The following is a 22,140-nucleotide window of genomic DNA, read 5'->3' on the forward strand; positions in this document are numbered from 1 at the left end:
GGGAGCCCGTGGTCGTGCGAGGATATGGGACGGAGGCTCGGGAGCGCGCGCGCCGGTGTGATGACCTCCGCATCGACCGACCGCAACCTCGGGCAGGTGCCTGCGCGCGGCTCGGGTATGGTCGCGTCCCCCGACATGATGGAAGAAGCACCGACCGTCGCCGAGCTGCGCGCCCAGAACGAGGAACTTCGCGGGCGGATCGCCCGGCTCGAGCGCGAGGCGGCCGAGGCGAGGCAGGCGAACGAGGAGCGGCTCAAGCTCGCGGCGGCGCTCGAGAACATCTACCGCGGGGTGCCCGACCTGTTCTTTCAGCTGCGGCTCGACGGCACGATCACGCACTACCTCGCCAGCCCGACGAGCCCGCTGTACGTGCCGCCCGAGGTGTTTTTGGACAAGCGCATGCAGGAGGTGCTGCCGCCCGCGGTCGGGGCCCAGTTCGTGGCGGCGTTCCGCGAGGCGGAGGGCCCTGCGGGCAAGGCTCGGCTCGAGTACATGCTCGAGTTCGACGGCCTCAGCGAGTGGTACGAGGCGCGGGTCATCCGCATCGGCGCGGACGACCTGATCATCGTCGTCCGCAACATCACCGAGCAGCAGCGCGACCGCGAGGCGGTGCTGCGCCTCAACGCCGAGCTGGAGGAGCGCGTGCGCGAGCGGACGGCCGAGCTCGAGGTCGCGGCGGCCGAGCACGTCGGGCTGCAGCAGCAGGTGATCGAGGCCCAGCGGGCGACGCTGCTGGCGCTGTCGACCCCGCTGGTGCCGATCGCCCGCCACGTGGTGGCGGTGCCGCTGGTCGGCGACGTCGACGCCGATCGCGCGGGCCGTCTGCTCGAGGCGATCCTCGAGGGAGTGCAGGCGCGGCGGGCGGCGTTCGTGCTGCTCGACGTCACCGGGGTGCCGCGGGTCGACGAGGTCGCGGCGCGGGCGCTGGCGGACGTCGTCCGCGCGGTGCGGCTGCTCGGCGCGGAGATGGTGCTGACGGGCATCAAGCCGGAGGTCGCGCGCGTGCTGGTCGAGCTCGGGGCGGACTTCGGCGGGGCGCGGACGCTGCCCAGCCTCGAGCACGGGATCGCCCACGCCATGCAGTCGACGGCGGGGGCCCAGCGGCGCTCGATCGGCGCGCGCCCGTGACGAGGAGCGGCGCTGGCCGGGCGAGCACGCGGTGAACTGACGACAATCCCGCGCCGGCCGGTCGAGTCTCGCCGGTGGCCTCGCCACGAGGTACGAGCATTGGCTCGCATAGCACCGACGCGGCTGCGTGCAAGGGCCCAGAGCGCGCAGGAAAAGGGGGTCCGCGGCCCCGTGCCGACGTCGGCGGCGCGGCGGGTGGTGAGTGGAAATATTCGCAGGGCGATCGTGGTTCGACGCTCATGCTTCAGAACCATCCTGAATGGATGCAGCGGTCGTTCGCGCTGCTGGTCGGTGGGGTGTGCATGTTCGGGGCGGCCGGCCCGGCGCGGGCGGCCGAGGAATCGCTGGACGTCGGGGTGCGCTACTCGATCCTCGACGAAGACGGCGATGCCTCGCGGACGCTCGAAGGAGAGGCGCTCGCGCGCTTCGTCAACCGGGCGCGTTGTGAGTGCGGGACGCCGATCCAGGCGGAGTTTCAGGCGACCGGCGGGGTGGGTGAGGTGGCGCGGACGATCCTCGGCTTCGTCGGCAGCCGCTGTGCCGATCGGGAGGCCGCAGAGGGGCGCAACGGGCTGTGTGCGCTGCTGGCGGAGGAGCCGGCGGCGGCCCTCCGGGACGGATTCGCGGCGCTGTTTCACCCGGCGTTCCTGGGCAGCCACGTCGATTCGGCCGGGCGCGACGTCGGCTCGCCGTACACCGCGCTGGCGCGCGGCTGCGAGGGCGAGGGGGACGGCGGGGCGTGGCTGTGCGACCCGGAGGCCAACGGGGTCGCCGGCTGTCAGGAGGATGACTTCGTGGTCGCGCCCGAATCGGCGCGGGGCCTGTTGCATTACGACTTCGAGCCGCCGTACGAGCTGCCGTACGACCTGCGAGCCGAGTCGCGGGCGGGCGGCGTGCTCCTGAGCTGGAGCTCGCCCGATTCGCCGGACATCGCCGGGTTCAGGGTGCTGTGCGAGACGGACTGGCAATATTCGGCGGAGCTCGACGTGCCGGCGCCGGCGCGCGACGGGGTCCCGGACGGGACAACTTACTACACTGCGGGCAGCGTGTGCGGCGGCGAGCCCTTGACGGTGGTCAAGGTCGAGGACGACGGGACGCCCCGCTTCTGCGGCGACGGCCGGGTCGACGCGGGCGAGGAGTGCGACGACGGCGATCAGAACTCCGACGAGGGGCTGTGCGGGGCGGACTGTCAGCTGTGCGTGAGCCGGGAGATGCAGCAGCTCGACTGGAGCCGGGTTTGCAGCGGGTTCATCCCGCCCGACCAGACGTCGGTGTTCATCGAGGGGCTCGGGCCGGGCTCGGACTACGTGTTCGCGCTGGTCGCCCACGACGCGGCCGGCAACGCGCGCGCGCTGGGGCAGCTCGCCACGATCGCGTGGGACGAGGACGAGACCGACGACTTCGACGACGCCGACGGCTTCCTCGGGCTGTGTAGCGTGAGTCCGGAGGGACAGGGCGCATGGGGCATGTCCTTGTGGACATGTTTCGCCCTGGCGTGGGCGCGCCGGCGCCGGCGCGCGTAGGCGATCAATCGCGGGCGGCGAGGTGCTGCGCGATTCGGTCGGCGAGCTCGACCAGGCGGGTCTGGGACTGGGGGTCCGACTCGTTGGCGAGCAGCACCAGGCCGAGCTCGCGCGCGGGGTGGAGGACGAGGTAGCTGCTGAAGCCGAAGGTCCCGCCGGTGTGCCAGATCGTCGGCGCACCGGCGGCGCCGCGGTCGATGTGCCAGCTCAGGCCGATGGCGTCGCCCTCGGCCTCGACTGTGACGCGGTGGCCGAGCGCGACCTCCTCGCGGGTCTCGTCGAGCTGGAAAGCGACGTACTTCAGCATGTCCGCGCTGGTCGAGGTCAGGCCGCCGGCGAGCTTGAGGTCCTGCATGTCCACATACGGCATTTCGCGGCCCGAGGCGTCGTAGCCGCGGGCCAGCGAGGCGGGCGGCTGGCCGGCGTGAAACGCGGTGCGGTCCATGGCCAGCGGGCCCAGGATGAATTCTGCGAGCAACGCCTCGTAGGGGCGCCCGTAGACGCGCTCGAGGATGAATGACAGCAGCTGGGCGGAGACGTTGGAGTGGCGGGGGCGGCTGCCGGGCGCGGCGGCGAGGCGGACCTGGTGGAGATCGCGGTAGAAGTCGGCGCGGCTGTAATCGCGGTGCACGGCGAGGAGCGCGGCGGGGATCTCCTCCGGCTTCAGGTCGGCGAACAGCTCGGGTCGATCGGGCAGCCAGTTGGGCAGCTCGGCGGTGAGGTTGGCGAGGTGCACGACGCGGATCGGCTGGCCCGCGAATTCGAGGTCGGGGTAGGGCTCGGGCAAGAAGCGGCGGATGTCGTCGTCGAGCTGCAGCCGCTGCTCGAGCACTGCCCGCGCGAGCAGGGCGCTGGCGAAGGTCTTGGTGAGCGAGCCGATCTCGTAGACGGTCTGCGGCGTCGGCGGTGCGCCGGTCGCCCGGTTCATCACGCCGAAGTCGTAGCACTCGGCCGCGCCGGCGCGCTGGATGCCGATCGACACCCCGACCGCCGGCGCCGATTGCACGAAGGCTGCGCCCAGCGCCCTGATCTCCGGGTCGGTGCCGATCGGGCAGGCGCTCGCGGGAGCGTCGGGCGAGCGCGGCGGAGGGCCGCCCCGGTTGCAGGCGAGGAGCGACAGGAGGGCGGCCGCGAGGAGAGCGAGGCGCATGCGCGGCGCGGTTCTACACCACGCGGCCGGCGGCCGTCAGCGCCGCGGTGGCCGCGGGTTCGACCGCGCCGCGGCGGCGCGGACGAGGGACGGGGCCGGCGTCAATCCTCGGTGAGGCGGCGGCCGGCTTCGCTGGCGGCGTAGACCTCGACGCGGGCCGATTGCAGCAGGCCGTCGGGGACGAGGCCCATCGCCGAGGTGCCCGGGTGGAACTCGAAGTCGTTCTCGTCGACCTCGAGGCGCTCGCGCAGGTGGACGGTGGCGAGCAGGTGCCAGGTGTCGCCGAGCGCCTCGGCCTGGAGCTCGAGCCGCAGGATCGCCCGCTTCTTGCCGACCGCGAGCTCGAGGCGCTGGCGTCGATCGGCGCCGGGGGGAGAGGCGTGCTGCGGGACGAGGCGGAGATAGACGCGGCCGATGTCCTCGAGGCGATACGGCAGGATCGTATGATAGGAGTTGTCGAGGAAGTCGCCGGTGTCGGTGGCGAGCGCGGCGATCGGCATGCGCATCAGCGAGGTCGAGGTGGCGAACGAGAGGTCCTGGTCGCCGGGCAGGAGGCGCAGGGTGACCTCGTCGTTGCCGCGGAGGCGCAGCGCCACGCCGAGCAGGTCCGGGCGGCGGCGCCCCTGCGGCCAGCGCCAAAGGGCCCCGGACAGGCGCACGAGCGCGGTCCCGGCCATCCGCTTGGCCAGCGGCTTGAGGGCGTCGTGTTGCGCGGCGGGATCGACGTCGGCCCGGTAGATCACCCCGTCGGGGTGCACGATCCGGTCGCGGCGCAGCGCGCTGGCGACGAACGCGGCTGGGGCCATCGCCACGCCGAGGACTCGACCGATGTAATTCTGGATGCTCATGACTTCCTCCGGCGCATCATGATGAAGCGGCGATTCGGGCGCCCCCGAGCGCAGGATCGCCCTGAGGCTCGGTGGTGGGGAGAAACCCGGCCGATGGGGGAATGTTGCCTGTCGTTTTGATGCAGCGTCGGCCACCCGGACCCAGGTGCGTAGGCGCCGCAGGAGCGCGCGCAAGGGCCGCGCTCAAGAGCCGCGAATTCGCGCCGGGAGCTCGTCGGTGGCGACGCGGAGCGTGCTCGACGAAAACCGCTCCTCGAGTGCACGGGGTCGGGTGAATCGAGGGGGACGACGCCGACGAATCGTGGGCCGCGGCGATCCGACGTCATGGCATTCGTGGGATTCGTGGCAGTCGCCCTGGAGCGCGACGAGGTGGCCGAGGATCGGTGAGATCGAGGGGCTCGGTGCGTCGACTGCGGGCGCGTGAGGCTCGGGGGCAGGAGGCGGCGCGTCGCGTCACGGTGCAACCTCGCGCAGAGCCGGAGATCGGGCCCGTAGACTGGCAGGCGGACCGAAGGTGACAGGGCAGGCGGCGTCGCCTATGCTGCGCAGGCCGGGCGGCAGTCTGCGCGCTCCGGCCTTACTCCTTGCCCTCACGAGCCGCCATGAAGTCCCTCGTTCCCCTGCTCTGTTGTCCCCTCGTCGCCTGCCAGATCGTGTCCGACCTCAAGCACGAGCGAGAGCCGGCGATCGTCACCTCGTCGCTGGCGATCGTCGCGGGGGGCGAGGCGCTCGAGTTCGACGCCGAGCGCGACGAGTGGGCCGCCGACCCGACCGCGTCGTGCGAGATGGACGGGACGGACAATGAACATACTGGGGCGTTCAATCGCAGCTTCGCGTTCGCGATGGCGGCCAACGAGGGCGAGCCGCTGGCGTTCGGGGTGGCGATCGAGCTGGCCGAGTACGGGGTGTGGCAGGCCGACATCGGCCTGCACGCGCGCGGCAAGGACGGCTGGCGCCCGGCCGAGGGCTGCCTCCTGGAGCTGGGCGAGTGGGACTACGAGGCGCGGTTCTTCGAGTTCAGCGCCGACTGCACCTTCACCCTCGAGGGCGAGGAGGACATCGTGGTCAGCGGGGAGCTGCGCGCCGAGCGGTGCTTCGACCGCGGCGCGGTGTCGATCGAGCTGGCCAAGTCGATCGTGGCCGACGGCAAGCAGGTCGCGCTCGAGCTCGGCAGGGCGCTCGTCGAAGACCCGGCGGGCTTCGCCAAGACGATCGCCCTGCTGCCGCTGTACGCGGCGGGCGCTCACTGACGCCGTCGAGTTTGATGTCCCCGAGGGCATGTCCACGGGGACAGGTTAACAATACGGCGGCGTCACTGCGGGGCGCCGCACAGGCCGAGGCCATCGAGCAGGCAGGCCTCGTTGAACTCGGGGTTCCACTGCGGCCACGGGTTGCAGACGGTGCCGGGCAGGGCGGCGTCGCAGGTGTCGGGACCGGCCTGGTCGCACACCGGGGCGCAGCAGAAGTCGCCGGCGCAGCTCGGCAGGAAGTCCTTGTGGATGCACGCCGAACCCTGCTGACAGGCCGGCTCGGACATGCACGGCATCCCGGGCGGCACGCTGGCGTCGTTGGGGATGCAGAAGAAGTACGGGGCGTGCGTGAGGGTCCTGCACGAGGCACCGCCCAGGCACGCGGGCGCGCGGGGGTCGCAGAGGGCCTTGCAGGTGCCGTAGGTGTCGAGCGCGTCGACGAAGCACGGAGAGCAGGCGTCGGCGCAGGTCGCTGCGTCCGGCGTGCCCTCGCACAGCGCCAGGCACTGGCCGTCGCCGATCTGGCCGAGGCAAATCGCGCCCTTGTCGCAGGAATCGATCGGCTCGCCGGCGTCGCACGGGTCGCCGATTTGGTCGGGGTTTTGGACGATGTCGACGCAGCCGGGCCCGCGCGGGAGGGCGCCGGGCTGACACTTCTGTCCGGGAGGACAGGTGTCGTTCCAGGCGTCGCAGGCGGTCGGGGGCGGCAGATCGGGCATGGCGACGAAGTTGCCGGTGGCGTCGCCGGCGGTGGCGCCGGTGCTGCTCGGCAGGTCGTCGGTCGTCGGCGCGCCGGCGGTCGAGGTCGCGCCGGGAGCGGTCGTCGAGGTCGAGCCGGGCGGCTCTCCGGTGGTCGCTGTGCCGGTGGGCGCGGTCGAACTGGTCCGCGAGGTCGAGCCGTCGGGCTCTCCGGTGGCGTCGGTGCCGGTGGTGCTGCCCGCGGGCTGCTTGCACGCGAGCGACAGCGCCGCTGCCAGCAGCGCGAGCGAGGGCAGGAGGCGAGGGCCGGTGCTGCGAATGGACGGGGCGTGCATCGGAGGTTCTCCATCGGACGGGGAAGCCGGCCGGGATCGAGGTCGAGGCAGCGACGGTACCCGGGTCGTGCGACTCGGATTCCCGGACGGAATATCCACGCCGCGAGCAGGACGATCCACCTGAGACCGCCGCTTCGTGGGTGCGGGTGCGCAGAAGACCTGACCTGAAGTGCAGGTCGCTGGCGACCGCCGGAGGGGCGCCGTGCCAGGTGAATAAGCGGCGCTGTCCGTTGCGCTCGGCGATGGGGGATCGTCAGGATCTTTCTCGGTGACGTCATTGCCGGGCGGCCAATGGCAGGAGTGTGTCACCCGGGATCGCGGTCGAGCGCGGCATTGGGGAACATCCTCCGCAGCTCGGCCTCGGTCGCGTCGAAGCGGGAGAGGTGGGCGTCGAGCCGCCGCAGCGAGGGCATGACGACGTCGTGCGGCATGGCGATCGCGCGGCCGAAGGACGTCAGGGTCAGCGCTTCGAGGGCGTGCAGACCGGCGATTTCGGCGGGCAGGCGGTCGAACACGACGTCCGGCCACGAGGCGTTGTCGGGCTCGCCGAGCGTCAGCGAGGTCAGGGCCGGCAGGTCGGCGAGGAGCAGGAACAGCGCCGCGAGCGGCTGCTCGAAGCGCGGCCGGAAGTGGGCAGGGCGCTCCCAATCGTGGACGTAGAGGTGGCGCAGCAGGAGGGTCAGCTCGCGCAGCTCCTGCAGCTCGCGCAGGCAATCCGGCAGGCCGCACAAATGGTGCGAGTCGACGTGCAGGGCGCGCAGGCGCGTCAGCGCGGCGAGGCTGCGCGGCAGGGACGCCAGGTGGAACAGCTCGAGCCGGAGGCTGCGCAGGCGCGTGAGCTCGGAGATCGCGGCGGGCAGGCCCGGGAGCGTGTCGTCGACGAGGTCGAGCTGCTGCAGGCCGCGGAGCTCGGCGAGGGCCGGCGGCAGGGCGCGCACTCGCGAGCGCAGGCGCAGCGACTTGAGGCCCCGGGCGTCGCGCAGGCGGGCGAGCGCCGCGGCGAGCTCGTCGGGCTCGACGGCCTCGGCGCGCAGCTCGAGCGCCGGGAGGTCGCGCAGCGCCGCGAGCTCGAGGGATTCGTGGGCGAGGTCGACGACGTGCATCGAGGCGATGGTACCTCGAGCGGCCCGGGATCTCGCTGTCGCGGCCGCATCATGGCAGCCACCGGAATGGCGACAGTCGCTCAGAAGCGGCCGCGGACGACCAGGCCTGCGCCCTGTCCCGAGAGCCAGGCGCCGAGCGGCGGCTCGCGTCGACGGACGGCGCGGTAGCGGAGGGCGGCGCCGACGAGCAGGGCGGCGCCGACGAACGCGGCCGAGCCGGCGGCCCACTGCAGCGCGACTGTCTGGCCCCGGCGCTGGTGATATTCGCTGTGCAGGTCCTGCCGCGCGGCGTCCTGGTGGGCCCAGCCTGCCGCGCCGGCGAGGGCGCCGGCAGCGACGACGCTGGCGACCCCGAGGCCGAGCAGCACCCCGCCGGCCGCGTCGCGGTGCCACGGCGGTCGCCCGGGCGGTACGCTCGGCGCGGGCTCTGGCGCGGGCTCTGGCGCGGGTTCGGTTCGGGAGGCGTGCACGCGGCGATCCCGTCGCGCGCCTGACGGGTCGCGGCCTCGGACGGGTTGGTGGCGATGAACTCGCGGTACAGCGACGCTGCGGCCTGGCACTCGTCGAGCTGGCGGCGCACCTCGGCGCGGATGAACAGCAGCTCGGGGTGCGGCTCGATGGCGTAGGCGGCGTCGAGCTCGGCGGCGGCGCTGCGCAGGTGGCCCTTGCTGGCGTAGCGGCCCGCGAGGTCGTAGTGGGCTCGCGCGGCCCGATCGACGAGGAACGGCTCGTCGCCGGCGCGCGCGCGACACGGGGCGGACGCGAGCGCCACGACGAGTCCGGCCGCGAGGCAGCGCATCGGGATTCGACTACTTGCTCGGCCGCAGCGCGTCAAGCACGTTGTCCTGTTTGACCGGCTTCTTCTTGTTGCCGCGCTTGCCCGGGCGCGGTGTCGGGGCCGGCTCGGAGGTCGTGACGGCTGGGTCCGCTGGCGGAGGCGTCGGCGAGGCGGCGACCGGAGCGACGAGCGTGGTCTGCGTCGACGCGGAGGCGACCTTCTCGGGTGCGGGCTCGATCTTCTCGGGCGCGGGCTCGGCGAGCGGCGCGGGCTCCGGGGCCGGCGGGCGCCAGGTCAGCGCGAGGCCGGCGAGCGCGGCGATGCCGAGGATGAGCGGCACCACGGGCGGCCTCCTGCGCGCGGGCTCCGGTGCGGGCGTCGGCGTGATTGCGACCGGCGGCGGCGGCTGGGGCGATGGGCCGTCGCGCGCGGTGAGGGCGTCGTTGAGCGCGTCGAAGAACACGACGGTCTGCGCGTCGACGGCCGGCAACGACGGCGCGGCCTCGTCGCCGACGAGCTCCTGCACGAAGCGGCCGAGGGCGAGCGGCGAGGGGCGGAGGCCGAGCTCGTCGGCGACGCGCTCGAGGTCTTCGTGAAACTCGAGCGCGGTCGCGTGGCGGCGCTCGGGGTCGCGGGCGAGCGCCTTGAGCACCACCGCCGCGAGCGCGGGCGGGTAGTCGGCGACGCGGCTCGACGGCGGCGGCACCTCGCCGGCGGTGATCATGTTCATCGTCGCGAACTCGTTGTCCGCGCGATAGAGCCGCGTCATCGTCGTCAGCTCGTACAGCAAGATGCCGAGCGAGAACACGTCGCTGCGGCGGTCGAGCGGCGCGCCGATGCACTGCTCGGGCGACATGTACGGGACCTTGCCCTTGCGCACCCCGTCGCGCGTGACGCCGGTCGAGGACAGGACCTTGGCGATGCCGAAGTCGAGCAGCTTGACCTCGCCGGCGCGGGTGAGGAACACGTTGGCCGGCGAGACGTCGCGGTGCACGAGCCCCAGCGGGACGTCGCCCGAGCCGCGCAGCTCGTGGGCGAAGTGCAGGCCGGCCGACACCCCGAGGCCGACGGTCAGCGCGTGGACCAGCGGCAGGCGCCGCCCGGCCTGGGCCAGCTTCGGCAGCAGGCCCGCGAGGCTGTCGCCGTGCAGGTGCTCCATCACGTAGAAGAAGCTGCCGCCGGCCTCGCCGAAGTCGTACACGCGGACGATGTTGGGGTGGTCGAGCGCGGCGGCGAGGCGCGCCTCCTTGACGAACATCTTCACGAACTCGAGGTCGTTCGCGAAGTGCGGCAAGATCCGCTTGATCACCGCCGGCTTGCTGAAGCCCGCCGGGCCGCTCGCGGCCGCCAGGTAGACCTCGCCCATGCCGCCGCCCGCGAGGCGCCGGATCATCGTGTACTTGCCCGCGATGTGCCCGCTGGTCGTGAATGGAGGTTACCCGAAAACGCGGCGCCCCGGTCGCCTTGCGCGGCGCGGGGCGATGGGCGATCATGCCGGTCGCATGCGAGGCCGCGAGCTCGGCGACTTCGAATTGCTCGAGGCGTGGAGCGCGGGCGACTCCCAGGCCGGCGACGCGCTGGCTCGCCGCCACTACGGCGGCGTCCTGCGCTTCTTCGACCTGCGGGCCGCGAGCCACGCCGAGGACCTGACGCAGAAGACCTTCCTGGCGTGCACGACGGCGATCGCCAACATGCGCGAGCGCGTCAGCTTCCGCGCGTTCCTGTTCGGCATCGCCAAAAACCAGCTGCTGCACCACATCCGCAGTCGGTCCCGCGCCGCGCCGACCTTCGACTTCGACGACCTGCAGACGGGCGACCCGGCGGCGACGCCGAGCCGCGTGGTCGCGATGTACGAGGAGCAGCGGCTGCTGCTGCGGGCGATGCAGCTGCTCGCGGTCGAGGCGCAGATGGTGCTGCAGATGTTCTACTGGGAGGGCCTGAGCAACCGCGAGATCGCCGACGCCCTCGGTGTGCCGCTCAGCACGGTCACGACCCGCGTGTCGCGGGCCCGCCAGGCGCTGGAGCGGGCGGTCGCGCAGATCCCCGGCCTCGATCGTCACCGCACCCTGCTGCTCGAGGGCCTCGACAGCTGGGTCGCGTCGATCGCCGAGCTCAGCCTTGGCGAGGCGCCGGCGCGCGGCTTGTGAGCGCCGCGAGGCCCGTGCGACACTGCCGCGGATGCGCAGGGGCTCCGCTGCGTGGGCGATCGTCGCGAGCGTGGCGGGCTGCGTCCCGCCGCCGTTCCAGTGCGGCGAGGACGCCGCCTGCGACCTGATGCCCGGCGGGCGCTGCGAGGCGGGCCGGTGCAGCTACGAGGCGACGTCGACGACGACCGGGGGCACGACTGCGCCGACCGGCGGCGAGGTCACGGGCGGCGCGGCGAGCTGCGAGGCGTGGGAGCGGGCGCTGGCGATCCGCGGCAAGGCGACCGGCGTGGCGCTCGCGGACGACGGCGGGGCGTACGTGGTCGGCTTCACCAGCGAGGTGCCGCTCGAGCTGCGGGCGCTGCGGCTCGACGACGCCGGCGAGGTCGGGTGGTCACACGCGGTCGACGGGACCGAGAGCCCCAGCGTCGACGACGACACCGATCTGTGGGCGCGCCTGTTCGTGCATCAGGCGGACGAGCTGGTGGTGGTGTATTCGCGGCGAGATCCGGACGACGTGACGATCACGGTCAAGACCGGGCCGCACGTGCGCCGGCTCGCGGCCGAGGACGGCGCGGTGATCGGCGAGGCCGACGAGCTGGCGCTGCAGACTCAATCGCTGCGCGGCGTGAGCATGCCGGACGCGAAGACGATGCTGCTCGCGGGGGAGCGCCAGGACGACGTCTGGTACCAGAGCGCGGCGCTGCTCGGCGGGGTGTGGTCGCCGGCGTGGCCGGCGGTGCCGGAGCCGTTCGCGCCGGACGCCGACTTCGATTCGCCGGCCATCGCCCAGGCGATCGCCCTGTCGTCTGTGGGCGACGAGGTCGCGGTCGGCGGCACCTGGAACCTGCCCGACGGCGACGCCTACACCGCGTGGGTCCGTCGTGTCGCGCTCGCGGACGGGGCGGTCGCGTGCGCGTGCGAGGTCGAGGCGGCGGGGATCGTCGCGCTCTTGCCGGCGGAGGACGGCGGGCTGTTCGTCGCCGGCTATCGCCAAGATCGGTCCATGCGCTCGGCGGCGTGGATCGCCCGCCTCGAACCGACCTGCGCGCCCGCGTGCCCGATCGCGTGGGAGCAGTCGATCCCCGGCGCCGAGGCGGACACCTACTTCGGTCGCGCCGAGCTGGTGCGCGACGCAGTGTTCGCGCTGATGCCCGCGCCGGGCGGCGTGATCGCGGCCGGCACCGTCGATCGCGAGCCGTGGGCCGCGCGCTACGCCGACGACGGCGCGGAGCAGTGGGTGATGGAGCGCGGGACGTCTTCCGGTGCGGCGCTGGCGATCGCGGCGTCGACCGACGCGGCGTGCCTGACCCTCGTCGGCAGCGAGAAGTACGGCAACTACGCCGAGCGCAGGTGGTGGGCGCGGCGCGTGGCGATGCAGTGATTCCGGGACGTCCGGCGCGCGCCGGGTGAAGCGTGTGAACGCGCGGACGCGCCGGCGCGGGCGAAGAGGCGCGCGCGGGGTCCGAAAAAAAATCTTTGTGCCGGTGAGACAAGCCGGGCGGGGCCGGGAACTCCAGCGTCATCAGGAGAGCGCGATGACTCGAATGCGCACCACGAAGACTCTCGACTTGCCCCTGCTCGCCATGCTCCTCGCCATCGGCTGCGTCGAGGAGGGCGAGGCCGTGCCGGATGACGACGACGCGCCGATCGACGTGGGAGTGGACGTCGAAGAGGATGAAGAAGGACAGCTGGGCGGCGAGCTCGACGGTCTGGCCGCGATCCCGCCGCCGCCGGGGACGTCGGTGTGGTCGGAGACGCTGTACGACGACGGCTCGACGCGGCAATTCATGCTCCACACGACGCCCGAGGGCGAGGTCGTGTTCGAGGAGCTGGTCGAGGACCGGATCTCCGCCGGACCGCCGGAGGAGTCGACCGCGCTCGACGCCTGCTCGGACGACGCCTACATCCTGACCGGCTGGCGGTGGGAGTCGAAGCTGCGCTGGTACTTCCACGCCGGCTCGACGCCGAGCGAGCTGACCGCGGACGACGCGGAGAAGGCGATCAAGGCCGCGACCTCGAACATCACCGGGAGCCACAACAGCTGCGGCTTGGCCGACGAGGTCGGGGCGTCGCACGAGTACCTCGGGCGCAAGAGCAAGGCCGCGAACATCAGCACCGGCGGAAACTGTCTGGCGGCGGACGGCGTCAACGTGGTCTCGTTCGGCGACCTGCCCGCGGGGACGCTGGCGACCGCGTGCGTGTGGTTCAGCGGCGGCGTGGCCAAGGAGGGCGACGTGCAGCTCAACAAGGCCGATCACGAGTGGACGACGAGCCCGGGCTCGGCCACGTGTGCGCAGCAGTTCAGCGTGAGGGCGGTGATGACCCACGAGCGCGGTCACACCTTCGGCCTCGGCCACGTCGGCGAGGGCTCGCACGGCCGGCTGACGATGAGCCCGACGATCGACGGGCCGTGCCAGGACAGCGAGTCGACGCTCGGCGAGGGCGACGTCGCGGGGCTGCGGGCGCTCTACGGGTGACCTCGAGGGATTCAGCGAGAAAGGAGTGGACGTATGAAAATCGGCGCGACCATCGTCAAGGACGAGATCGGGTACTGGAAGCCCAAGCTGGCGAAGAACGAGTGGATGCGGATCTTCCCCAACTCGGACGGGATGCTGCCGTCGTGGAGCGACCCGCGGTTCGTGTACATGAAGGACGTCGGCGGCCAGCCGTTCGCGTCGACCAAGCTCGACGGCGACACCGACAAGATCAAGGCGCTGCGGACGCGGCTGCTGGAGCTGCCGGACTGGATCTCGACGCTGTGGCTGACCGATCGCCACGAGCCCGAGGGCGACTTCACTGCGTCGCAGTACAAGGCGCACTTCAAGCTCTACTACGACATGATCAAGGGCCTGCCGGCGGCGATCCGCGCGCGCGTCCAGTGCGGGCCGGTGCTGACCCGCCAGGCGACCGAGAACTCCGGCGGCCTCGGCACCTACGCGACCTACGACCCCGGCGTCGGCGACTTCTTCGGCGTCGACATGTACGGCAACTCGTGGGGCTCGGGCGGCAAGGCGGCGACGTCGTACGTCGACCCGAAGACGTTCCTCGCCAAGGTCAAGGCCTACGATTCGAAGGGCCGGCAGAAGCTGTTCCCGGAGATCGGTTACGTCGGCCTGCCCTTCGACGCCGACGGCAGCAAGCGCGCGGCGTGGATCGGCGGGATCACCGAGGAGCTCAAGACCTGGTCCAACTTCGTCGGCTACATCTGGTGGAACGCCAACGGCAAGGAGGGCAGCTCGATCTCCGGCCTCGGGACCAAGCGTTACTTCCAGCTCGATCGCCGCCACACCGGCACCGACGGCTCCTATAAAATTCTCAACCCGGCCCACCCGCTGAACAAGCTCAACGGCTACAAGGGGATCTGACGATCCGCCATCATCGAAAGGAATCAGCACACCATGGATCGTCGCCAATTCCTCGGACTCGCCTCGTTCGCCGGCCTCTCGGTCGCCTCCCTCGACGCGCTCGCCCGCCCCGGGTCGCGCGGCGGGCTCCTGCCGCTGGCAGAGACGTACAGGGGGCCGCTGTTCCTGACGATCAACGCCCGCGGCGGCTGGGACCCGACCCTGCTGTGCGATCCCAAGGGGTCGGCCGGCGGCGCGGACGTCGACGCGGTCAATGATTCGTTCCTCACCCGCGACATCGCCGCGACCGCCAGCGGGATCCGCCACGCGCCGCTGGCAGACTTCCGGCGCTTCTTCGAGAAACACGACCGTCGATTGCTGGTGATCAACGGCGTGCAGGTCGGCACCCGCGGTCACGCCGACGGGGCTCGCCACACGTGGTCGGGCCGGCTCGCCGACGACACTCCGAGCTTCGCGGCGCTGGTCACCGCGGTCCACGGCGGTGCGCGGGAGACCGGCTACCTCAGCTTCGGCGGCTACGACGAGACCGCGGGGATGGTCGCGCGGCTGCGCGGCGCGGACTCGCGGGCGCCGGCCCGCGCCGAGAACTTCGACCGCGTCGCCGACGACGCGGTGCGCTTCGACCAGCTCGGCACGGTGTACGCGGCGCGCACCGGCGCTGACGAGCTGCGGGCGCTGCAGCGCCGGCTGCCGGCGCTCGACGAGGGGCCCAACCCGCTGATCCGGCAGATCCAGGTCGCGCTGGCGGCGTACCGCGCCGGGGTCACCGTCGCGGTCAACCTCGAGCTCGACGGCTTCGACACCCACGTCGATCACGACGCCGAGCACGTGCCGCTGCTGGCGCGGCTGCTCGCGGCCCTCGACTTCGCCGGCGAGGAGGCCGAGCGCCAGGGCGTGGCCGACGAGCTGGTGATCGTGGTCGGCTCGGAGTTCGGCCGCACCCCCGAGTACAACGCGCTCCGCGGCAAGGACCACTGGCCGGTGACGAGCGTGCTGGCGATGGGCAAGGGCATCACCGGCGGCCGGGTCGTCGGCGCGACGAGCGAGCGGTGCGAAGCGCTGCGCGTCGAGCCGGGCAGCCTCGCAGTCGGCGACCGCGGTGTGCACATCGAGCCGAAGCACGTGCACCAGGAGCTGCGACGCCTCGCCGGCATCACCGAGGCGTGCGAGGCGCTGTATCCGCTCGAGGTCGCCGACGGCGAGGACCTGAGCCTGTTCGGCAGAGGTGGGTCCTCGCATTCGGAGAGGGTGTCGTGATTGTCGCCGCGGCGGCGGCGGTGAAGCACGAACTGCAGCGACATCTGCGATTGTAGTGTGTCGACGATCTCGCAAGGACATCCCGTGGTGCCGTGATACCGTCGCGGTTCGATGGTTCGACGGCACCTCAGGCTCCTCGCTCCGCTCATGATGCTGCTCGGCTGCGGGCAGGACGCCACGCAGGACCCGGCGACCGAGGGCGCGAGCGAGGGGGCGATGACCGCAGGCACCACCGGCGGCGCTGCTTCGAGCGGGGACGGCGAGGGCAGCGACACCGGGAGCAGCACCGCGGCCGAGCCGACGACGTCGACGACCGCGACGTCGACGGCGACCGGAGGTGACGTGCCGGCGCCGGTGGAGCCGGCGTGCGAGGTCGTGACGTGCGAGGGCGACGAGTGCGACGCGTTCACGCCGAACGCGGAGATCGTCGAGGCCGCGGGGGGCGGGCCGGAGGCGCCGAAGGTCGTGCGGCCGCCGGTGCCGGTGCTCGCGCGCAAGGTCCGGCTCGGCGAGCAGGGCCAGTACCTCCGGCCGGTCGTGCCGGCGTTCCGCACCAGCGCCGATGGCCGCGTCGCGCTGCTGCGCGGGGACCTCGTCGCGCTCCGGCTCGAGAAGCTGAAGAATCAGCCGCTGCTGCACCAGGCGCCGAAGCTGAGCGGCGAGCTGTTCGGGCCGGGCCTGCCGACCGGCGACATCGTCCACCCGAGCGTGAAGCAGGAATTCACCGTGAAGAGCTCGTCGGCGGCGTTCCTGTGCCAGCGAAAGCTCGCCCAGCCCGAGGTGTGCCCCAACTTCCCCGCCCAGGACTGCTACGACTTCGACCTGATCGCCACCGTCGACGTGTCCGCCGGCAAGAACGGCGTCGTGCTCGAGTCGATCCCAGTCAGGGTCCGGGTCAACAACCCCAAGACGGTCGACGCCGAGGTCGTCGCGGTCGACGTCGCCCCGCACGCAGAGTGGAAGGTGACCGCATCGATCCCGGTCACCCTGATGGCCGAGATGGTCGCGAGCGCCGACGGCCGCGTCGTCGCCGGGCGCGTGCTCTCGGTCCAGGACGAGGGCGAGGAGGAGCCGGGCATCGAGGCCGAGTACCGCCTGAACGGCGGCGGCACCCACAAGGCCAAGTTCAGCCTGTTCTACGCCTACGCCGACGACCCCTGCGACGTGACGCAGTGGATGAAGCGCAACGGGACCGGCGTGTTCGAGTCGATGCGGCCGGTGCCGGCGGCCGCGTACGACCAGCGGATGAAGGATCGCGGCTACGGCCTGGCCGCGCAGCCGCTGCGGGCGATGAACGGCGACGTCCTCGGCGAGAAGGACGTCCTGGCCGGCTCGTACCCGTGGCTCGACCGCGAGGTCAACAACCTGATCTTCTCGTACACCAACCCGATGCCGATCGACGGCTCTGGCGAATACTCGCGCTACCCGATCGCGCGCGAGGCCGGGGCGGTGAAGTCGGTCGGCAGCTCGCCGCGCGGCTTCTCGGTCATCGGCTCGTGGACGCAGGGCAAGCACGTGCTGCTCGACGGGATCATCAACAACGAGGACTACGGGTTCGCGGCCGACGACACCCACCGGGTCAGCCTCTATTCGTCGCCGGACGGGCCGCTGGCGGTGCGCGCCAACGCGGGCGGCAAGAACGGCGCGGACCAGCTCGGGCTGAAGAACGTCAAGAACAACAACCACCACCTCGAGTCGCTCGAGAACAACCTCGGCATGCACCTGCGGTCGCTGCCGGTCACGCCGCGCGACGTGGTGTGGAACGTGGGCCGCGGCCTCGCCTCGGACGAGATCGTGTTCGACGACTTCCTCGACCCGCATGTGGTGTTGTTCGCCGAGATGACCGCGGCCGCGACGCCGCTCGACGGCTCGGCGCGGAACGGCCGCTATCAGGACGGCTTCAGCCAGAAGAACGGGGCCTACGTCCACGACCCCGCGGCGATCCGCCTGCAGAACGCGGCGGCGTCGGCGGTCTACCCGATCGCCTCGCACGGCAAGCTGACCGGCGACGGGCGCGTCGAGCCGGTCGCGCTCGGCGGGGTGCGCGGCCGTGGCCTGTGGCTCGGCAAGAACGCGGGCGCGCGCTTCAGCTTCCCCGCGGCGACGGCGGAGGTCGAGCCGATGAGCTTCTACGCCGGCGTGTTCGTCGACGCCCGCGACTCGCTGGCGGGCGAGAGGCACCTGTTCCACTTCGAGTCCGACGCCGGCACCGTGGCGGTGACGATCGAGGACGGGCTGCTGCTGCACGTGCGCCGGCCGGGCGGCGAGGCGGCGTCGTTCGACGTCTCGTGCGGGGTGGCCAGCTGGAAGCGCCGCTTCCATCACGTCGGCGTCCTGTTCGGCGAGGCCGGCGCAGTGACTGCCTTCCTCGACGGCAACCCGCTGGCCGAGGTGCGGCTGTCGACCGCGGTCCGCCTGGCAGCCGGCGACTTCGTCCTGGGCGGGGCGCACGAGGGCCTCGACGGCGTCCGCGGCTGGTACGACGAGGCGCGCGTGGTGCTGCAGGGGGCCGCGGGCCAGCTCGAGGGGCCGGGCTCGGTCGAGCTGCTGTGCAACTACGCCCGCGGCACGACCGTCGCCGTGCCGGCCGAGGCGCCGCTGCGCGAGCGGGCCGAGCGGTTCCCGTTCGCCGGCGTGCGAGCCGAGCGGCTCGGGATCCAGCTCGACGCGGCGGCGGGCATCGTCACCTGCGCCGTCGATTACACCGACGACGTCGGCGTCGGCCGCAATCGCCTGCCCGAGCTGACGACGTGGCTGCGCGACCCGATCCTCCACGAGGGGACGCCGCTGCTCGTGCACGACCAGCCGCGCGTCGACACCCGCGGCGTGACCTTCTGCCGCAGCTGCCACGTCGACGCGGCCGAGACGGGCGATCGCCCGCCGACGTTGACCCTCGACGCCCTGGTCGCCGCGCCCGACTCGGTCGACACCGCCAGCGACCCGCGCACGCAGCCGATGCAGCCGCCGTCGCCCGGCGACGGCCCCGCGATGGCTCGCGGCGCGATCCCGGCCGACTGGGTCACGGGCTCCGACGGCCAGACCCGCCCGGCCGACGCCGCCAAGGGCCCCGTGCCGATCCTCCGCTACATCCTGCGCTGAGCGCCTCGCCGCCGCAGGGAGCGAATCGCGGCGGGGCGCCGAGGTGCGTGAGCCTCGATGCTGCGGCCGCGCGGGCTCATCCTCGACGTGCCGCGCTCGATCGCCGCGTCGCGGTCCGAGGTGCGCGAGCCTCGAACCAGGAGAGGGGCGAGACGCGTCGTCGCCCTGCTGCAGGTCTGGCGAATCGATTCGCTGCATGCGTGCGCGACTATGGTCAATTCCCGATCGCGGATTACGAGTGATGATTCCTCTCGGCGCTGATTCATGATCGCCGCGCACGAGCGCCCGTGCGGTTCGGAGAGCGTGTCGCGGGGGGAGGTCGACCCCCGGCGCGGTGTGGAGGATCTGTCGCAGCCGCTGTTCCTGCTGGTTCTTCGTGCGGTTTACGGTGTTGCTCGGGCGAGGCGTCACCGGCCGAATCGCGGGCGAGGTCCCGGCGTGCAATGTTTAGAGCGGCGAATCGTTCGATCTGCACTGCAGCGAGCGATCGCGATGTGATGATTTCGAGCCGTGATTCGCTCGTGTCCGCGCCGCGGTGAAGGTTGACCGGCAATATCGATCTGGCTAGCATCACCGTCCGTCGCGGCGCGGGCGCGCGCCGGGCATGGTCTGCTGTTTGGTAGCAAAAAGGGGAGGTGAGGGGTGCAACACGATACGATCGACGCGGCGTCGGACGCGGTCCTTTTCAACATCAGCGCATTCGCCGACTTCAGCGAGGTCGAGCTCCCGCGCGAGGCGATGGAGCGGTTCCGGGCCGGCGGCGGCACGACTGTGGTGCAATGGATGGCGTGCGAGCCGCGGGTGACCGCGCGCGTGTGCTACGAGGAGAGCGGCGGGACGGCCACGCTGAGCTTCGAGTTCCCGCTGACGAGCCCGCTCGGCGAGGGCGATGTGCAGGAGCGGGCCGTCGAATTGCTGCGACTCGGGCGGCAGGTGGCGGCGACGTGGAGCTTCGGCCTGTCGCCGGCCAATCGCCTGACGATCCTCCACAGCTTCGATTTCTCGCTGGCGGCCGGCGGCGAGGCGCTGGCGGCCCGCACGGCCTCGGTGATGGTCCAGGGCGTCCTCGCGGCGCGTAACCTGCGGGCGCTGCTGGCCGAGCGCTTCGGCTTCGACACCGCGGTCGATCAGGACCGGATGATCCGCTACCTGCTCGGCCACTCGGTGACCCTGTCGCCCGCGGAGGCGGTGGCCGCGGTCGGGGGCTGGGAGCCGATCGCGTCGTTCTCGGAGGAGGCGGGCGCGGCGGCGGAAGCGACGCCCGACGCCGACGGGACAGTGCTGCGCCGCGCCGACAGCAAGGCGGGGGTGCGCGCGCCGCAGGGGCTGACCCGGGCGGCGGGGTTGCGAATGGCGGAGGGGATCCGTCAATCGCTGCGGATGGCGTCGATCGATCAGCTGGGCAAGGCAGGCCTGCGGATGGCCGACGCGGGCGTGAAGGGGGTGCTGCGGATGGCGTCGCTCGAGGGCGCGGCCAAGGCGGGGCTGCGGATGGCGTCGCTCGAGGAGGTGGCGCAGGCGGGGCTGCGGATGGCGTCTCTCGGCGAGGAGGCTGCGGCCGCCGGATTGCGCATGGCGGCCATCGACGAGGCGGTGAAGGCGAACCTGCGCATGGCTTCGCTCGAGGAGGCGGCGAAGGCCGGGCTGCGGATGTCGTCGCTCGAGGAGGTGGCGAAGGCCGGGCTGCGGATGGCGTCTCTCGGCGAGGAGGCGGCGGCCGCGAGCCTGCGGATGGCGTCGCTCGACGACAGCGTGAAGGCCAACCTGCGGATGGCCGCGATCGACGAGGGCGTGAAGGCGAGCCTGCGGATGGCGTCGCTCGAGCAGGCGGCGAAGGCCGGGCTGCGCATGTCGTCGCTCGAGGAGGTGGCGAAGGCGGGCCTGCGGATGGCGTCTCTCGGCGAGGAGGCGGCGGCCGCGGGCCTGCGGATGGCGTCGCTCGACGACAGCGTGAAGGCCAACCTGCGGATGGCGTCGCTCGAGGAGGCGGCGAAGGCCGGGTTGCGCATGTCGTCGCTCGAGGAGGTGGCGAAGGCGGGCCTGCGGATGGCGTCTCTCGGCGAGGAAGCGATGGCCGCGGGCCTGCGGATGGCGTCGCTCGAGGAGGGCGTGAAGGCGAGCCTGCGGATGGCGTCGCTCGAGGAGGCGGCGAAGGCCGGGCTGCGGATGGCGTCGCTCGAGGAGGTGGCGAAGGCGGGCCTGCGGATGGCGTCTCTCGGCGAGGAGGCGGTGAAGGCGGGGCTGCGCATGGCCTCGCTGGCCGAGGAGGCGGCGAAGGCCGGGCTGCGCATGTCGTCGCTCGAGGAGGTGGCGAAGGCCGGGCTGCGGATGGCGTCGATCGACGAGGCGGCGAAGGCGGGGCTGCGAATGGCGTCGCTCGAGGAGGTGGCGAAGGCCGGGCTGCGGATGGCGTCGCTCGGCGAGGAGGCGGCCAAGGCGGGCCTGCGCATGGCCGCCATCGACGCCGCAGTCAAGCAGACGCTCGAGAAGAAGGGCGGCTGACCCAAAGGCCAGCCGGCGCGCGGGCTGCTGCGCGCGCGCCGGCGGGCCACGATTCACGACGAGAGGAGCCAACCGCATGTATTACCTGCTCGGAGACGACGCCAGCCACACGACCATTTGTCGCTTGGCCGTGCCCTACCTCGACGGCGACCCGGCGCGCGCCGGCCGGCCGGCGTGGAAGCACGCCTACAACCGCTACCTGTCGTCGCTGCAGCCGCACATCCCGCGCCGGCGCGGCTGGGGGCCCGAGCTGGTCGACGACCACGCGCTCGAGGAGCGGCTCATCCGCGGGTTTTACAGCGAGTCGTCGCTCGACGACCTGCCGCGCTACCGCGACGACACGTTCTTCGACCACGGTGATCACCTGCGCGCGGAGATCCGCGCCGACGCGGCCTATTTGCGGGTCGCGCTCGACGAGTTCGCGGCGCGCGACCCCGAGTTCTGGGCGTTCTTCGGCCTGCTCGTCAACTTCGTCCTGTGCCCGCGCTCCCGCTATTCGCGCGGCGGCGCCGACTCCGACGCGATCGGCGTGATCTACATGTGCGAGCCGCGGGGCCTCGCGCCGCAGGACCTCTACGAGCTGTTCGTGCACGAGTCGACGCACAACATCTATTTCCTCGACGAGCGGATCTACGGCCATTACCGCAGCTACCGCGCGCTGCCCGAGCCCGACAACTGGTGCCGGGCGGTGATGTCGGGGCTGCGGCGGCCGCTCGACAAGGTGCTGCACAGCCTGCTCGTCACCACCGAGGTGTTGCTGCACCGCGAGCACGGCCTCGGCCACGACGGCGAGACCCGCGTCCACGGCCCCACGCGCGAGCTGGCCGCCAGCGCGGGCGAGTCGATCGCCGCCCTGCGGGCGATGCCAAACTACCACGCGCTCCTCACCGACCGCGCGATCCACCTCATCGACCGCTGCGCGGACGTCATGGCCGCGCTCTGAGGAGACGACGACG

At 72.2% G+C, this 22,140-nt stretch carries 17 protein-coding genes; 11 read left to right on the top strand and 6 right to left on the bottom strand.

Annotation, left to right across the window (positions count from 1 at the left end; translation table 11 throughout):
- Positions 1 to 135: 135 nt before the first annotated feature.
- Positions 136 to 1,128 carry an STAS domain-containing protein gene (locus tag O0S08_RS05680; protein WP_269037980.1) on the top strand — a complete coding sequence of 331 codons (993 nt, stop codon included), beginning with the start codon at positions 136 to 138 and terminating at the stop codon, positions 1,126 to 1,128.
- Between the two features lie 263 nt (positions 1,129 to 1,391).
- A complete protein-coding gene (locus O0S08_RS05685; RefSeq protein ID WP_269037981.1) occupies positions 1,392 to 2,651 on the top strand; it encodes a hypothetical protein in 1,260 nt (419 codons plus the stop codon).
- A 4-nt stretch (positions 2,652 to 2,655) separates the two neighbouring features.
- Here O0S08_RS05685 and O0S08_RS05690 read toward each other — a convergent pair whose 3' ends face one another.
- Both O0S08_RS05690 and O0S08_RS05695 read right to left on the bottom strand, forming a co-directional pair.
- Positions 2,656 to 3,801, bottom strand: coding sequence for a serine hydrolase domain-containing protein (locus tag O0S08_RS05690; RefSeq protein WP_269037982.1), 1,146 nt, complete (start codon positions 3,799 to 3,801; stop codon positions 2,656 to 2,658).
- Between the two features lie 101 nt (positions 3,802 to 3,902).
- Complete coding sequence (locus O0S08_RS05695) at positions 3,903 to 4,649, bottom strand: hypothetical protein (RefSeq protein ID WP_269037983.1); 747 nt, start codon at positions 4,647 to 4,649, stop codon at positions 3,903 to 3,905.
- 602 nt (positions 4,650 to 5,251) lie between these two features.
- Between O0S08_RS05695 and O0S08_RS05700 the strand changes: the two genes are divergently transcribed.
- Positions 5,252 to 5,899, top strand: a complete 648-nt coding sequence (locus tag O0S08_RS05700) for a hypothetical protein (protein WP_269037984.1) — start codon at positions 5,252 to 5,254, stop codon at positions 5,897 to 5,899.
- Between the two features lie 62 nt (positions 5,900 to 5,961).
- Here the strand turns inward: O0S08_RS05700 and O0S08_RS05705 are convergent, their stop codons facing one another.
- The 4 genes from O0S08_RS05705 to O0S08_RS05720 form a co-directional block, all read right to left on the bottom strand.
- A complete protein-coding gene (locus tag O0S08_RS05705; RefSeq protein WP_269037985.1) occupies positions 5,962 to 6,933 on the bottom strand; it encodes a hypothetical protein in 972 nt (323 codons plus the stop codon).
- Positions 6,934 to 7,238: 305 nt separating this feature from the next.
- Positions 7,239 to 8,036, bottom strand: coding sequence for a leucine-rich repeat domain-containing protein (locus O0S08_RS05710; RefSeq protein WP_269037986.1), 798 nt, complete (start codon positions 8,034 to 8,036; stop codon positions 7,239 to 7,241).
- An 80-nt stretch (positions 8,037 to 8,116) separates the two neighbouring features.
- Positions 8,117 to 8,506, bottom strand: coding sequence for a hypothetical protein (locus O0S08_RS05715; RefSeq protein WP_269037987.1), 390 nt, complete (start codon positions 8,504 to 8,506; stop codon positions 8,117 to 8,119).
- A 339-nt stretch (positions 8,507 to 8,845) separates the two neighbouring features.
- The gene (locus tag O0S08_RS05720) at positions 8,846 to 10,207 is read right to left on the bottom strand and encodes a serine/threonine protein kinase (RefSeq protein ID WP_269037988.1); all 1,362 of its coding nucleotides are present in this window, start codon (positions 10,205 to 10,207) and stop codon (positions 8,846 to 8,848) included.
- Between the two features lie 109 nt (positions 10,208 to 10,316).
- On the opposite strand from O0S08_RS05720, the gene O0S08_RS05725 reads away from it, so the two are divergent.
- The 8 genes from O0S08_RS05725 to O0S08_RS05760 all read left to right on the top strand — a co-directional run bounded on the left by O0S08_RS05725 (position 10,317) and on the right by O0S08_RS05760 (position 22,127).
- Entirely contained in the window at positions 10,317 to 10,961 is a 645-nt protein-coding gene (locus tag O0S08_RS05725) for an RNA polymerase sigma factor (RefSeq protein WP_269037989.1), read from the top strand.
- A gap of 31 nt (positions 10,962 to 10,992) precedes the next feature.
- Positions 10,993 to 12,342 carry a hypothetical protein gene (locus O0S08_RS05730; RefSeq protein WP_269037990.1) on the top strand — a complete coding sequence of 450 codons (1,350 nt, stop codon included), beginning with the start codon at positions 10,993 to 10,995 and terminating at the stop codon, positions 12,340 to 12,342.
- Between the two features lie 154 nt (positions 12,343 to 12,496).
- Positions 12,497 to 13,438: a matrixin family metalloprotease gene (locus tag O0S08_RS05735; protein WP_269037991.1), complete on the top strand. Its 942-nt coding sequence runs from the start codon at positions 12,497 to 12,499 to the stop codon at positions 13,436 to 13,438.
- Between the two features lie 33 nt (positions 13,439 to 13,471).
- Positions 13,472 to 14,326: a hypothetical protein gene (locus O0S08_RS05740; protein WP_269037992.1), complete on the top strand. Its 855-nt coding sequence runs from the start codon at positions 13,472 to 13,474 to the stop codon at positions 14,324 to 14,326.
- A gap of 33 nt (positions 14,327 to 14,359) precedes the next feature.
- Entirely contained in the window at positions 14,360 to 15,583 is a 1,224-nt protein-coding gene (locus O0S08_RS05745; protein ID WP_269037993.1) for a DUF1501 domain-containing protein, read from the top strand.
- 111 nt (positions 15,584 to 15,694) lie between these two features.
- Positions 15,695 to 18,682 (top strand): hypothetical protein, encoded by a 2,988-nt coding sequence (locus tag O0S08_RS05750; protein WP_269037994.1) that lies wholly within the window; start codon positions 15,695 to 15,697, stop codon positions 18,680 to 18,682.
- 642 nt (positions 18,683 to 19,324) lie between these two features.
- Positions 19,325 to 21,184 (top strand): hypothetical protein, encoded by a 1,860-nt coding sequence (locus O0S08_RS05755; RefSeq protein ID WP_269037995.1) that lies wholly within the window; start codon positions 19,325 to 19,327, stop codon positions 21,182 to 21,184.
- A 130-nt stretch (positions 21,185 to 21,314) separates the two neighbouring features.
- The gene (locus tag O0S08_RS05760) at positions 21,315 to 22,127 is read left to right on the top strand and encodes an aKG-HExxH-type peptide beta-hydroxylase (RefSeq protein ID WP_269041940.1); all 813 of its coding nucleotides are present in this window, start codon (positions 21,315 to 21,317) and stop codon (positions 22,125 to 22,127) included.
- The last annotated feature ends 13 nt before the right edge of the window (positions 22,128 to 22,140 follow it).

The sequence above is a fragment of the Nannocystis punicea genome, assembly GCF_026965555.1.
GTDB classification, from domain to species: domain Bacteria; phylum Myxococcota_A; class Polyangia; order Nannocystales; family Nannocystaceae; genus Nannocystis; species Nannocystis punicea.